Annotated in this window: 14 protein-coding genes and 1 tRNA gene; 1 reads left to right on the top strand and 14 read right to left on the bottom strand. The window is 63.7% G+C overall.

What is annotated here, in order from left to right; genetic code table 11:
• From IQ25_RS15880 to ahcY, 5 genes are all read right to left on the bottom strand, one after another.
• On the bottom strand, nt 1-723 hold the full coding sequence (locus IQ25_RS15880) for a nucleotidyltransferase family protein (protein ID WP_144907253.1): 723 nt from the start codon (nt 721-723) through the stop codon (nt 1-3).
• Nucleotides 720-1703: an aminoglycoside phosphotransferase family protein gene (locus IQ25_RS15875; RefSeq protein WP_144907252.1), complete on the bottom strand. Its 984-nt coding sequence runs from the start codon at nt 1701-1703 to the stop codon at nt 720-722. The genes IQ25_RS15880 and IQ25_RS15875 overlap by 4 nt, the downstream gene beginning before the upstream one ends.
• A complete protein-coding gene (tsaE, locus tag IQ25_RS15870) occupies nt 1694-2143 on the bottom strand; it encodes a tRNA (adenosine(37)-N6)-threonylcarbamoyltransferase complex ATPase subunit type 1 TsaE (protein WP_144907251.1) in 450 nt (149 codons plus the stop codon). The genes IQ25_RS15875 and tsaE overlap by 10 nt, the downstream gene beginning before the upstream one ends.
• Nucleotides 2140-4488: a sensor histidine kinase gene (locus IQ25_RS15865; RefSeq protein WP_144907250.1), complete on the bottom strand. Its 2349-nt coding sequence runs from the start codon at nt 4486-4488 to the stop codon at nt 2140-2142. Before IQ25_RS15865 ends, tsaE begins: the two co-directional genes overlap by 4 nt.
• A 123-nt stretch (nt 4489-4611) precedes the next feature.
• On the bottom strand, nt 4612-6021 hold the full coding sequence (gene ahcY / locus IQ25_RS15860; protein ID WP_144907249.1) for an adenosylhomocysteinase: 1410 nt from the start codon (nt 6019-6021) through the stop codon (nt 4612-4614).
• Between the two features lie 231 nt (nt 6022-6252).
• On the opposite strand from ahcY, the gene IQ25_RS15855 reads away from it, so the two are divergent.
• Nucleotides 6253-6732, top strand: coding sequence for a peroxiredoxin (locus IQ25_RS15855; RefSeq protein WP_144907248.1), 480 nt, complete (start codon nt 6253-6255; stop codon nt 6730-6732).
• Between the two features lie 59 nt (nt 6733-6791).
• Here the strand turns inward: IQ25_RS15855 and IQ25_RS15850 are convergent, their stop codons facing one another.
• From IQ25_RS15850 to grxC, 9 genes are all read right to left on the bottom strand, one after another.
• On the bottom strand, nt 6792-7538 hold the full coding sequence (locus tag IQ25_RS15850; protein ID WP_144907247.1) for a TorF family putative porin: 747 nt from the start codon (nt 7536-7538) through the stop codon (nt 6792-6794).
• 14 nt (nt 7539-7552) lie between these two features.
• Nucleotides 7553-8002: a hypothetical protein gene (locus IQ25_RS15845; protein ID WP_144907246.1), complete on the bottom strand. Its 450-nt coding sequence runs from the start codon at nt 8000-8002 to the stop codon at nt 7553-7555.
• A gap of 114 nt (nt 8003-8116) precedes the next feature.
• Nucleotides 8117-8731: a GTP cyclohydrolase I FolE gene (gene folE, locus IQ25_RS15840; RefSeq protein WP_144907245.1), complete on the bottom strand. Its 615-nt coding sequence runs from the start codon at nt 8729-8731 to the stop codon at nt 8117-8119.
• An 18-nt stretch (nt 8732-8749) separates the two neighbouring features.
• Nucleotides 8750-10309: a phospholipase D-like domain-containing protein gene (locus tag IQ25_RS15835; protein ID WP_338112237.1), complete on the bottom strand. Its 1560-nt coding sequence runs from the start codon at nt 10307-10309 to the stop codon at nt 8750-8752.
• 207 nt (nt 10310-10516) lie between these two features.
• On the bottom strand, nt 10517-10825 hold the full coding sequence (locus IQ25_RS15830; RefSeq protein ID WP_144907244.1) for an FtsB family cell division protein: 309 nt from the start codon (nt 10823-10825) through the stop codon (nt 10517-10519).
• A gap of 1218 nt (nt 10826-12043) precedes the next feature.
• Nucleotides 12044-12120: transfer RNA gene (locus IQ25_RS15825), tRNA-Arg, on the bottom strand.
• Between the two features lie 44 nt (nt 12121-12164).
• Nucleotides 12165-12656: a DUF1178 family protein gene (locus IQ25_RS15820; protein ID WP_144907243.1), complete on the bottom strand. Its 492-nt coding sequence runs from the start codon at nt 12654-12656 to the stop codon at nt 12165-12167.
• Nucleotides 12653-13483 (bottom strand): carbon-nitrogen hydrolase family protein, encoded by an 831-nt coding sequence (locus tag IQ25_RS15815; protein WP_258537050.1) that lies wholly within the window; start codon nt 13481-13483, stop codon nt 12653-12655. Before IQ25_RS15815 ends, IQ25_RS15820 begins: the two co-directional genes overlap by 4 nt.
• Nucleotides 13480-13746, bottom strand: coding sequence for a glutaredoxin 3 (gene grxC / locus IQ25_RS15810; protein ID WP_144907242.1), 267 nt, complete (start codon nt 13744-13746; stop codon nt 13480-13482). The genes IQ25_RS15815 and grxC overlap by 4 nt, the downstream gene beginning before the upstream one ends.
• Between the last annotated feature and the right edge of the window lie 154 nt (nt 13747-13900).

Below are 13900 nucleotides of genomic sequence, written 5' to 3'. Positions count from 1 at the left end.
TCAGTCGCGCTTGAGCGCGGCCTCGGTCGGGGCGATCATCTGCGGCTCGCCCACTTCGTACCACAGGCCGTGGTGCGAGAGGCCATAGAGCCGCCCCTCGTCCATCGCGCGCTGCCACAGCGTCATCGTGCCAAACGGCCCTTCCGGCGCATCGCGCAGCAGGCGGTGCGAGACGATCTGGATGCCGCTATATATGAACGGCGCGACGCGGCCGGTCCGTCGGCGCGAGATCCTGCCCATCGCGTCCATGTGGAAATCGCCCTTGCCGCGATAGTTGAACGCGCGCGCATGCGGCACCAGCAGCAGCAGCGCGTCCATCTTTTCCGCATCCCAATGATCCGAAAGATGCGCAAAGACATTGCGCGGCCCATCGAGCCAGATGTTATCGGAGTTCAGGCAGAAGAACGGATCGGTGCCAAGCAGCGGCGCTGCCTTCACCATGCCGCCGCCCGTTTCCAGCAGCTGCTCGCGCTCGTCCGAGATGCTGATCTCCGGCGAGGTACGCCGCGCGAGGTAGGCCTCCATCGCATCGGCCAGATAGTGGACGTTGACCACTGCCCGCGCCACGCCTGCCTCATCCAGCTTGTCGAGCGCGTGATCGATCAGCGGTTTTCCGGCCACCTGCACCAGCGGCTTCGGGCGCGAGGCCGTCAGCGGGCGCATGCGCTTGCCGAGCCCAGCCGAGAGCACCATGGCCACATCACTTGCAAGCGGTTTGCTCATGCCTCGAACGTGCCTCCACCGGCAGCGCGTAGCTCTGCCGGGATGTTCGCATCAAACCATTCCGCCACCGGTGCCAGCGCCGGATGGGCCAGATCGCGTTCCAGCAGCGCCCAGACGCGGGGGATGTAATCGAGGTAGCGCGGCTTGCCATCACGCTTCCAAAGCCGCACGAAAATGCCGACGATCTTGGCGTTGCGCTGCGCGCCGAGGCGGGCGTAGTCGGCAAGGAACTCCTCGCCCTCGCCCGATTGCTCAAGGTAATACTCCAGCATCCGCGCCTCGAGCTCGGGCGAGACGTCGCGCCGTGCGTCCTGCAGCAGCGAGACGAGATCGTAGGCTGGGTGGCCGGCCAGCGCGTCCTGAAAATCCAGCAGACCCTGCTTGTCGAGACCATTCAGCAGCATCACGTTCTCGGCGTGATAGTCGCGCAATACTGTCACGCCCGGGCGCTGGCGCGGCAGAAGCTGGGTCATCACCTCTTCCCAGGCCGAGGTCCAGGCCCGCCCGTCGACATAGAGCGAGCGGTTCGGAATGTACCAGTCGATGAACAGCTTTGCCTCACGCTGGTACTCGGCCAGCGTATAGCCGGTGAATGGCCCCGGCGGCAGCTTGCGTAGTTGCAGCAGGGCATCGATGGCGTGGCGGTAAACCTCCTCCTCGTCCTGCGGCCAGGCATCGAGGTATTCGCGCATGCGCACTTCGCCGAAGTCCTCAAGCAGGACGAAGCCTTGCTCCATGTCCTCAGCATAGATGTGCGGCGCGCGCATGCCATTGGCGTCGAGCCACTTGGCCGCGCGCAGGAACGGCTCAGGGTCCTCTGTCGGCGGCGGGGCATGCATCAGCATGGCGTTGCCGCTCGAACGGCGGATGCGGAAGTAGCGGCGGAACGATGCGTCCCCCGGCAAGGGCTCGATCGTCGCGCCGACCCAGCCTGCTGTGTTCAGGAAGGTTTCGACGCCCGGAGGAATGGTCAGGTCCATGCCCCCCGCTCTAGCCAATCGCGACCGGGCGTTACAATGGCCCGCCTGCCATTTTCCGTGGATTCCAGCAGGATCGAGAGGCAGCCGGGCTCATGCGCGAAACCGCCAGCGTGGTCCGGCCATTCCGCAAGCAGCACCGCACCCTCGCGATAGTCGTCCAGCCCGATCTCGTCCGCCTCGGACGGGTCCTCCAGTCGGTAGAAATCGGCATGGACCAGCGGCAGGCGCACGGCGGGAGGATCGTAGAGCTCGATGATCGCAAAGCTCGGGCTTGGCACCTCGCCTTCGTGCCCCAATGCCGCGATGATCCCGCGCGCGAGCGTCGTCTTGCCAGCGCCCAAGCCGCCAGACAGCGCGACCACGTCACCAGCGCACAAGTCTGCCGCGATGCGCCGGGCAAGCGCTTCAGAAGCGGCAAAGTCGGGCAAGTCGACGATCATGGCAGCATCACGATGGCGCTCGTGCCCAGTCCTGGCTCGGACATCAGTTCCAGCGTCCCGCCATGCGCCTCGACCAACTGGCGTACCAGCGGAAGGCCGAGGCCCTGCCGCCGCTCGATGGCCTTGCCATCGGCCCCGATCCTCAGGCCTTCAAGCGCCCGGGCAAGCACTGCAGGCTCCATGCCGCGCCCGTTGTCGGACACGACGACCTGCAGTTCCCCGCCCTTCTTGCGCACTGTTTCCACAAGAATGCGACCGCCTTCGGGGGTGGCGGCAATGGCGTTGTCGATCAGCTGGCCGAAAGCCCGGCGTAAGCGCCGCGCATCGCCAGTCACGATCCCGGCGGAACGATCACCCCGCAGGTCGAGCGTCAGTCCGGCCGCAGCGATCTTGTCGGCGCGCTCGTTGACCACTTCGGTCAGCAGCGGGAACATCTCGACCGGCTCGTGCGCCAGCGGCAAGGTGCCCGCTTCGCTTTGCGACAGGTCGAGCACGTTCTCGATCTGCTGGCCAAGCCGTTCGACCGAGGAAAGAATCGCGGCGACATATTCGTCCTGCTGCGCGGTCAGTTCGCCCGCGATGCCCGATTGCAGCAGTTCGGCAAACCCGCCGATCGAGGTCAGCGGCGTGCGGAACTCGTAGCTCATGTTGGCGATGAAGCGGGTCTTGACCGCATCCGCCTCGACCAAGGCAGCATTGCGTTCGCGCAAGGCGGCTTCGGCCTTCTGGCTGTCGGTGATGTCGAGCACCGTGAGCATGCCGTTGCCATCCGGCAGCGGCACCCCGGCGAGCGCAAGATGACGTCCATCGGCCAGTGCAAGTCTGCCGCTGCGCTGCTTGCGCTCGAGCGTGGCGGCCTGGATCACCTGAGCAATCGTGCCGACCTGCGCAGGCCGCTTGAGCTGTGCCGCGACCTTGTTGAGCAGGACATCGACGCGCGGGTGCGTGGTCAGGAACGCCTCGTCGAGTCCCCAATCCGCCGCGAACCTGCGGTTCCACAGCTGCAGCTTGCCATCGGGCGCGAAGACGGCGAGCGATTCGAACAGGTTGTCGAACGTGGCCGTGCGCGTGCGCAGCAGCGTGTCACGCGTGGCGGAAAGCTGAAGCTGCTCGGTGCGATCCTCGAAGATCATCAGCAGCCCGCCATCGGGCATCGGCTGCCCGACGACGCGCAGATGCGTGCCGCCCGAAAGGTGCCATGATTCCTCGATCGGCTCGCGCGCCAGGAACCAGGCCTGTCGCTCGCGCCGCCATTCCGGAAAGTCGCGCACTTCGGGCAAGCGCCCGGCATCGCGCATCCGGTCAAGCACGCGGTCGAACGGCGGGGTATCAACCACCCAGGCCTTGGGAACGCCGAAGATGCGCAGGAACGGCTGGTTGGCGAAGACGAGGTTCCGCTTGTCGTCGAACTGCGCAATGCCCGCCGAAAGCGTGTCGAGCATCTCGCGCTGCGCTTCGCGGAAGCGGCGGAACTGGCGGATCAGCTCTTCCATTTCCTCGATGTCGACCGCGTAACCGGCAATGCCATCCTCGCCCAGCGGGAGATCGGTCACCCGCAAGGCGCGACGCTGACCGCGGATGGTGGCGAGAAGCGACCGCTCTACCGGCACCCGGCGCGACTGTGCCTGCCGCGCCACCTGTGCAGCAGTCAGGCCGTTTATCGGCTCGATCAGCTCGATGCCCTGTGCGATCACCGTCTCGGCATTGGCTGCCCCCACCGCCTTGACGTAGGCGCTGTTGACGAGCCGCAGGCGCAAGTCCGGCCCGCGGAACCACATCGGCAGCGGTGCCGCCTCGATCAGCCCCGAAAGCCCAGCAAAATCAGCCTGCGCCGCAGCAGTATCGGCACGCAGGCGCACCAGTTCTTCCTGACTTTCCGAAAAGTCGAAGAACCACACCAGCGCCGCCCCTCCGGGAGAAACCTGCGGATCGGCCAGATGCCCGTGCGCGGCAAGGCTGCGCTGACCGCCCTTGGGGGTGAGCGCCAGACGAAACGCAGCACCGGTCTTCTGCGCGCGGCGGACTGCGTCGCTGAGGTGCGAAAGCTGGATCTCGTCTAGTCCACATCCGTCGCCATCGAGCTCGGAAAGATAGCCCGGCATCGCATCGAAGCCGAGCCAGCCTGCCAGCCGTGCCGGCCCCTCAATCCTGCCGTCGGCCCTGACCAGCAGCGGCAGCGCTGGAGATTCGTCGACCATCCGCGCCAGCCTGCGCGCCTGGCGCTGCACCGCTTCGCCCTTGCGCGCGCGGCGGCGCGCCTCCAGCACGAACCATCCCGCGCCCGCCGTCCATGTGGCGAGCAGCAGTCCGATCAGCACCAGCACTGTCTGGTTGAGCAGCGGCATCTTGCTTTCGCTACGGCGTGGCCCGACGAATTACAATGCGGGGATTTGCTTTGGCCCCCGATAGACAAAGGGCGGCATGGTTTCCCACGCCGCCCTTCTGTTGTTCGAGCATCCGATGCGAGATCAGTAGCGATAGTGATCCGGCTTGAACGGCCCGGCTTCCGGCACACCGATGTAATCGGCCTGCTTCTTGCTCAGCTTGGTCAGCTGCACGCCCAGCTTTTCGAGATGGAGCGCAGCCACCTTTTCGTCGAGGTGCTTGGGCAGCACATAGACGTCGTTCTTGTAGTTCTCGTTCTTGGTGAACAGTTCGATCTGCGCGAGCGTCTGGTTGGTAAAGCTGGCGCTCATCACGAAGCTCGGGTGGCCGGTGGCGCAGCCCAGGTTCACCAGGCGCCCCTTGGCCAGCACGATGATCTGCTTGCCGTCAGGGAATTCGACGAGGTCGGTGCCCGGCTTCACTTCGGTCCACTTGTAGTTGTCGAGCGCCGAGATCTGTATCTCGCTGTCGAAGTGGCCGATGTTGCAGACGATGCTCATCGGCTTCATCGCCTTCATGTGCTCGGCCGTGATCACGTCTTCGTTGCCGGTGGCGGTCACGAAGATGTCGCAGCGCTTGACCGCTTCTTCCATGGTGACGACTTCATAGCCCTCCATCGCCGCCTGCAGAGCGCAGATCGGATCGACTTCGGTGACCATGACGCGTGCGCCGCCCTGACGCAGCGATGCGGCCGACCCCTTGCCGACGTCGCCGAAGCCAGCCACGCAGGCAACCTTGCCGGCAAGCATGACGTCGGTGGCGCGACGGATCGCGTCGACCAGCGATTCCTTGCAGCCATAGAGATTGTCGAACTTCGACTTGGTGACGCTGTCGTTCACGTTGATCGCCGGGAAAGGCAGCTTGCCGTCCTTGGCGATCTGGTAAAGGCGGTGAACGCCCGTGGTCGTCTCTTCCGAGACACCCTTGATGTTGCGGACCGACTGCGTGAGGTAGCCCGGCTTCTTCTTGAGAAAGGCGGTGAGCGCGCGGACGAACTCGATTTCTTCGGCGTTCGAAGGCTCAAACAGCTTCTCGCCAGCTTCGACGCGCGCGCCCCACAGTGCGAACATCGTGGCGTCGCCGCCATCGTCGAGGATCATGTTGGCGGTGATGTCGTCACCCCAGTCAAAGATCGAGCCAACGTAGTCCCAGTATTCGGCGAGGCTCTCACCCTTGATCGCGAAGACCGGGATGCCGGCCGCAGCGATGGCGGCAGCGGCATGGTCCTGCGTCGAGAAGATGTTGCAGGTGGCCCAGCGGACTTCGGCACCAAGGGCAACGAGCGTCTCGATCAGCACCGCGGTCTGGATCGTCATGTGCAGCGAGCCGGTGATGCGCGCGCCCTTGAGCGGCTGAGCGGCGCCGAATTCTTCGCGCAGAGCCATCAGGCCGGGCATTTCGGTCTCGGCGATGCGGATTTCGGCGCGGCCAAAGTCGGCAAGGCCGATGTCGGCGATCACATAGTCGTTCTTGGCGTCAAGCACGCTGGCCACGAAGCAGTCTCCTGAAAAATCATGCGCAGAGCGGCCTTCTGGCCGCCGACGCCTCTGGCCAGCCCATAGCGTGACCGGCCACAGCCTGCAAACTTAATATAAAGAGTTCTTTATATCGCTAATACGTGACACTGCGCGTTAGCCCGGTTGCAGAGCGCGAACCGCCTCTTATATCCGGAGCGCCATACTCGTCCGGGCTCCCTCGCCCGGCGCAACGAAAGGAATATGGGGATGACAATCGCTGTTGGAGACAAGCTGCCTGACGTCAAGATCGTCAAGGCGACCGCCGAAGGTCCCGAAGCCGTACAGTCGTCGGATTACTTCAAGGGCAAGCGCGTTGCCCTCTTCTCCGTTCCCGGTGCCTTCACCCCCACCTGCTCTGCCAAGCACCTTCCGGGCTATGTCGAGAAGGCCGCCGACCTCAAGGCAAAGGGCATCGACGAAATCGCCTGCACCGCTGTCAACGACCCCTTCGTGATGAAGGCCTGGGGCGCTGCCTCGGGTTCGTCGGACGTCACCATGCTGGCCGACGGCAATGGTGATCTCGCCGAAGCACTTGGCCTGACCATGGACGGTTCGGGCTTTGGCCTCGGCAAGCGCGGCCAGCGCTTCTCGATGGTCGTCAACGATGGCGTCGTCGAGCAGCTGTTCGTCGAAGCCCCGGGCGACTTCAAGGTCAGCTCTGCCGAGCACATGATCGAGAACATCTGATCGCCAGTCTCGGACCAAATGAAAGGCCCCCGGAAACGGGGGCCTTTTTCATGGTGCGCTCAGAACGAAAGCCTAACCCTGCCCAGCACGCGGTCCCCTGCATGCTTGAGATCGGCGTAGGGCGACACCGTGATCCCCGAAGTGTCGATGTCGGTCCCGGCATAGTCCAGCCCGATCGTGAACGGGAACTGGTTGTACTCCACCCCCAGCCTCCAGTCGGCATAGTCCCCCGCCGGGCGCAGCCGCGCCGAACGGGAATCCTGCGTGTCTCCGGTGGTATAGCCAAGCGAGGCTGACACGCTGATCGGAATGCCGGGAATCCCGGCATTGGCCGAGCCGCGCAAGTAGAGGTTGTCGCCGCCAATGGCATCCTGCTTAGGCGCGTAGAAGGCATCGGCGCGAACCTGCAGCGGGCCGATGGAATAGCGCGCACCAAGGCCCAACTCGCCATAGTCGGCGCCGATATCCGCGCCGCCAAAGAAGTGCCCGATCGCCTCGGTCCGCAGGGTGATCGCGCCGGCGTTCCAGTCCTTGCCGATCGCCAGGTCGCCAACGACATCGGCATTGGCGTGACGGTCGGACTTGCGCAGCGCGGCCACGCGGACCGACGCGTCGAACCCGGCAAAGCCGACGCTGGCATCAGCCGAAGCGGACACTTCCCCGTCGCTCCAGCTAAGCCCGCGCCGGACTTCGTCAGTCGTGGCCTCTACCCCCACATCCACCGATTGAGCCTGTGCTGCCGGCGCCTGCGCCATTGCGAAAACGCCGAATGTTGTCAGCCAGATGGACGCGTGGGTGCGGGTCATTATGTCATTTCTCCTCAGCCCGCGCGCTGCCTGGCGTGGGCTCCTTCTGCTTCAACGAGGATCACTGCGCGATCCTGCGCCACCATTGCCATCATTGCACTGCGCAAGTCGTCACGCCGCGCTTCGATCACCCGGTCGATGCCATTGCCGCGCTCCGAGCACCAGCCCGGCGACGCCCCGGTGATCACGTCATTGCGCAGCATCGAGCGCTTTGCTTGCAGGTTTGCGCCCACCTGTGCCTGTCGCTCGACCGAAAGCGAGACGGACCACTGGCAGCGCAGTGAGGAAGCCCGTCCTGCTCCTGCGACCGTGCCGACTTGCTTCATCTCGACCCGCGTTGCTCCTGCGTAATCGGCGGTGATCGGTCCGGCCGGATGCTCGATGACGGTTGTATGTTCCATGGCCACGGCGGGCGCGCTGAAGGCCAGCGCGGCGGCGAAACCCGCATAAGCGAGCGTCTTCATGTTCCTGTCTCCTGCAAGCGTCCCGGCTTTTTTCCGGTGACGCCAACAAGATAGAGCCGCAATTGTGTGCGACCAACCGGCTGACCTGTAATGTTTCTTTGCTGGAACGCGCGTTCAGTAGCCCATCAGGCTGAGCACTTCCTTGCGACTGCGGTTGTCTTCGAGGAACGTGCCCATCAACCGGCTCGTGACCATGCCGACCCCAGGCGTGCGCACGCCGCGCGCCGTCATGCAGGCATGGCTCGCCTCAATCACCACCGCCACGCCGTGCGGCTTGAGATTGTCCCAGATGCACTGAGCGACTTCGGCGGTAAGGCGCTCCTGGATCTGCAGGCGGCGGGCATAAGCATGAAGCACTCGCGCCAGCTTGGAAATGCCCACCACCTTGTGCCGCGGCAGATAGGCGATCGCGGCCTTGCCGATGATCGGCGCCATGTGATGCTCGCAGTGGCTCTGGAACGGAATGTCCTTGAGCAGCACGATCTCGTCGTAGCCGCCCACTTCCTCGAACTGGCGCGCAAGATGGCTGGCCGGGTCCTCGCCATAGCCGAGGCAATATTCCTTCCACGCCCGCGCCACGCGCTTGGGCGTGTCGAGCAGGCCCTCGCGCGAGGGATCGTCTCCGGACCATCGGATCAGCGTGCGGATGGCGTCCTGCACGTCGTCGGGCACCGGAAGCTTGCCACGGGCCAGATCATCGTCCTCGTCGGGCCCAACCACACTGCTCATAGCTTCCCCTTCGTAACATCACTTCGCAGGTCGCCGCAGGAAGCGGCTCCTGAACAGACCCCGGCGGTAGAAGGAGAGCATTTCCTCCGGCCGCTCGGGATCCAGCACCTCGTTGTCTGCCAGCGCCTTCTCCGCGTCGCTGAGTTCGTGCGGCACGAACCGCCCAAGCCTCTTGCCGTCCTGCGGAGCTGCAGCGATCGCACCGGCCATTGAGCTGTGCTGGTCCAGAAGCTCCGCTACCCTTTCAGGTGCGATACCGCAATGCTCGGCCAGCAACGAAACACGCAGGCGATTTATCGCTTCTGAGCAATGGCCGTTGGCCGGGCGCGCGCAATCTATGAAGACATCGCACTCGCTATCGAGCCCCATCGAACGATTGTTGAGATTGGCCGAGCCGATGCGCAGGATCTCGTCGTCGACGATGGTCAGCTTCGAGTGGACGTAGATCGGCGTTCCGCCGGCGGTAAAAGGATGCCAGACCGAGAAGCGGCCGGCATGGTCGACTTCCTCGATCGCCCTCACCAGCCTCACCCGCGCCCCGTCCATCGCGGTCTGTTCCAGCCAGCCATCCGAGCTTTGAGGATTGATCAGCACGATCTCGGGCGGATCGGGCTCCTGCATCCGCTTGACGATGGCCTCGGCAATGCTGCGCGAGGCGAAATACTGGTTCTCGAAATAGATGAAGCGCTTGGCTCGCGCGATGTGTTCGAGGAACAGCGCCTCGATCTCGCGCACTTCCCGCGCCTCGGCGTAATGCGATCGGGTTCGGGAAATGCCGATCTCGACGTTGCGGAACTCGGCTTCGATCGACGCGGGCCAGGGCGAGGACTTCTGCGCCTTGCACGCGGCAAAGGGTTTGCCCTTGGCCTGCTCCCAACGCTTGCGCCCGAACGCGCCGAGGACCGCGGCGGCATCGCCTTCCATCAGCATGGTGCAATCGTGCCAGGGCCCATAAATCTTGCCCCCGGGCCGTTTGCGCCGGGGATCGTCGTCGAGATGCTCGCGGGTGTCCCAGCGGTCGCCCGCCATGTCGATCCCGCCGCAGACCGCGAAACGATCGTCGATCACTGCGATCTTCTGGTGATGGCTGCAGCCCAGGGGATGGGCACTGTCGAGCTTGAACACGATGCGCGGATGACGCCACCAGCGCAGCAGGTCGAGCATCATCGAGCCGCGGAAAACTGCCTTGAGTGCGCCAAAGTTCCACTTGAGCACGCGGATGTCGAGACGCTTGCGCCGGTTGGACAGCCACACCACGAAAGCGCCGAGCCGCGCAGGCGAAACGCTTTTGCGCGGGAGGTTCCACCAGCGTCGGCCGCCGCCGATGATGATCCGCGTGTCGAAGTCCCAACCTATCAGGAGGATGCGTTGCCGCGCTCGCATCATCGCCTCGCGCATGAGCGCGAAATAGTCCGCCGCATCGATCACCGCATGGGCACGGGTGGCCATCGCGTAGCGCCAGACGGAATGGGATTCGGCCTCGGCGGAGTCCGGAACGACCGGATTCGCCTCGACTGATTCGTAAATGGCCTCTTCGGTCACGTCGCCCCGCGCGTTGTTATTATTGTTGTGAGCCAAGGGTACTCATTTCGCACGTAGTCCATTTCCAGCCAAGGCCTTGTGCCGTCCGCCAGATTGCGGGTTTCATCATGCGTCATGCCGCCAAAAGATGATAAGGTGCGGAACTTTGCTGCGTTCCCTACGCGCCGGCCGTGCCAAAGTTCCCGAATTGCGCTCGACCAAGCCCGGCCAAGTCAACTTGTCTCCTGCCCGGAGCGAAAGCTGTCAGTTCTTGAGCTGGATCACAACGTCGTCGGGATGGGTGACGTTGAGATTGCTGTGCAGCAATTCGCCGACAAGGTCAGGGTCGGCGTGGCGCGGATCGAGCAGGTCATTCCGGTTCTTGATCCGGTCGCGCTCGGCCGTCAGCGTGGCAATTTCTTTCTGCCGCTGTTCAAGCACCCGCGCATTCTCACCCCAGGCAAGCAATCCGCTGGGTCCGGCAATGCCGATGGTGCCGATCACGAGCAAAGCGACCAGCGCCAGCGACTGGGTCAGGCTGTCCTTGGGCAGAAGTGGTCGGCGCGGTTGCATGATGTGACTGAATCATAAATCCCGGGCCAGTTCAAGCAGTAAAGGCAAAGTTGTGTCATTGGGGGGACGTCTTGCGGTGGAATGGGATATTGCATCGGGATCTGCCCACCCCTCCCGCAAGCGGGAGGGGCCGGGGGTGGGCATCGCGGATACGCGAAAAAGCAGAACATCCGCTGGCGAATGCGGACCGGTAACGCCGGGGACGAGTCACAGATCGCGCGACCGGTGCGGTGCCGTTGCGGCACGCGCGGGAAGGGCGCGGGACCGGTTGCGAGTGGCCGGGGGGCGGTTCCGAACCCCTTGTCGGCTCAGCCTGAGGGCGGACATGTGTGAAAGGACGAAGCTCTGGCAGCGGCTCGCGGGCTGCCTTGGCTTCTTGGCAAGCGGCTGCGTGAAAAGAACCTGTCGTTTGCGCAGACTACGTCACGCAAGTCATGGCGGGTTCCGCATCCGCAGCGTCGCTCAGGGTTCGGCGCCGTGCTATCAGCCCTGGGGTGTCCTGTCTGTCCTTGGGTAACGACAGGATTTGCCCGGTGGGTCTGGGCTTTACGCCCCGCATTGAACCCACGCGCACCTGCCGCACCGATCGCGCCGGAAGCATCGGCCACAGCGTCTGCTTCCGAAGGAAAGAAGCGGGATGGCCATTTGCCCTCTCCTGACCTGTGGGTGGAGCGCATAACCTATATGGTTCGTTTTGTCAAGGTTGAGCAAGATTGTACACTCAGATACAAAGACAGAAGCGAGACGCGGAGAAATGCCTGAGCCTTAAGGCAGCGGTGATTTTCGACGAATTGGCGGCGGAACCACAGCAACTCGAATTCTCACCCGGCTAGATCTGCCAGTCTGTAAGGCAATCGTCGCATTGCGCACCGTCACAACCCGGATTGCCATTTGGGCACAGTTCGCCCGCGTCCAACTTGCGCTTACGTTCCGCGCGAAGACCCTTGAACCATCCGATTATTGCTTCGAGTGACGGCATACAACCTCTTGATTAACAAGAGATTCATAATACGCCTTTCTGCACTGCGGTAGCCCTAAATATGTGAAAACAATCACAAAATTGTAATTTCCGCCTGAAGTGCTGTTCTTCGCAGGATTCGACCAGTTCATGCTACAGGCTCTCCACGGCGCGAAGGGCCAGTTCATCAACCCGCAACGACTGAAACTTGGCCTGCGAGCATGAGCCAGCCTGATACCGCAAAGGCCTTGGCATGGAAGTGGTGCGCCCGACGGGATTCGAACCCATGGCCCCCAGATTAGGAATCTGGTGCTCTATCCTGCTGAGCTACGGGCGCCCGCGTTTCCTTTAGGCAGGGGCACGCGGGCTGGCAACGGAGATTCAGTTGGTTTCCTCAGGGGGCACCACGGGGACGAGCAAGGGGGCGACCGGGATGCCCTCCTCAATCAGTTCGCGGGCCTCGTCGAGCGTGGCGCGACCGTGGATCGCGGCGGGGTCCTTTTCGCCATAGTGCATGGCGCGGGCATTGTCGGCGAACTTTTCCCCGACCCAGGTGGAAGACTTGATCGACTCGGCCTGCATGGCGGCAACAGCCTTGAGCATGGCGACGGCCTCTGGCGGGAGGGGCGCGTTTGCCATGGGCTGTGCTGCGGGTGCGGGTGATGGTTCGCTGGTGCCGCGCGTCGGCACTGGCAACTGGTTGCCCTTGCGTCCGACATTGGGCGCCATGACCGCCTTGACGACATCGGGCGAGCCGCACGACGGGCACGATACAAGGCCACGTGCCTGCTGACTCTCATAGTCCTGCGAGGAACCGAACCAGCCCTCGAAACGGTGCCCGTTCGGCCCGCACTGCAGATCAAAGACAATCATGCTGTCGATCTAGGGATTTCGCGCTTGTTGGCAAGGGATGGCAGTTGCGCGCGGACCTCGCCCGTTCGGGCAGGATCGATCAGAGCGAAGCCGAGCGAGCCCCCTTCCCCACCGTCAAAGACAACTTCGCCCCACGGATCGACAACCAGCGAATGGCCGTAGGTCTCGCGACCGTCATCGTGCCGTCCGCCTTGGGCAGCGGCAATGACCCAGGCGCTGGCCTCGACTGCGCGGGCACGCTGCAGCAAGTGCCAGTGGGCCTTGCCTGTCGGCACGGTGAAGGCGGCGGGAACGCGGATTGCGTCGCAGCGGTTGCGGCCGAGTTCCTCGAACAGCGCGGGGAAGCGCACGTCATAACATATCGCAAGGCCGAGGCGTCCGACCGGCGTTTGAACCGTGACGACCTGCTCACCCGGTGTGTAGGCCGCCGATTCCCGCCATGTCTCGCCAGTGGCGAGGTCTACGTCGAACATGTGGATCTTGTCGTAGCGGGCGGCAATGGCACCGTCGGCATCAATGACGAAGCCGCGGTTGGCCCATTTGCCGTCCTCACGCAGGATTGCGAGCGAGCCTAGATCGATCCACAGGCCAAGCTCCCGCGCGGCCTTTCGTGCGGCGGCGAGCACGGGGTTGTCCTGTTCGGGCACGATCTTGGGCGTCGCCCTCGCCCGGTCACGGTCGAGCAACCCGCACATCTCGGGCGTGAACAGCATGGCCGCGCCTTCAGCTGTGGCTTTCTGCGCTGCCTTGACGATCGCGTCTGCATTGGCCTGCGGGTCGATCCCGCTGGTCATCTGAAACAGCGCGACCTTCACCGGATCACTCACTTGCCGAGCATCATGTCCAGCTTGCCCTGCGCATTGAGCGCGGCAAGATCGTCCGACCCACCGACGTGGATGCCATCGATGAAGATCGAGGGAACGGTGGTGTGGCGGGGCGCGCGTTCAAGCATTTCTGCCTTCTTCGGGCCGCCCATGGTCACATCGAATTCCTCATAGGCCACGCCCTTGCCATCGAGCAATTGCTTGGCGCGCGCGCAGTAGGGGCAGCCCCACTTGGTGTAGACTTCGACCTTGGGGGTGTTCGACATCGGGTACCTCTGCTGGGGTCTTGAAAAGCGGTTTTCGCTAACACACATGGGTTTTCGTGTCATGCGCCGCAAGTCGGGCATGGTCACAAACATGACCGTAAAACCGCCGATGCGGGCGCCGGGTTCCGGGCTTAGCAGAAGGCAAGTGCAGATT

This window comes from Novosphingobium taihuense, assembly GCF_007830315.1.
Lineage (GTDB): Bacteria > Pseudomonadota > Alphaproteobacteria > Sphingomonadales > Sphingomonadaceae > Novosphingobium > Novosphingobium taihuense.
The sequence above is the reverse complement of the archived record's forward strand: the minus strand, read 5'-3'. Positions and strand labels throughout refer to the sequence as shown.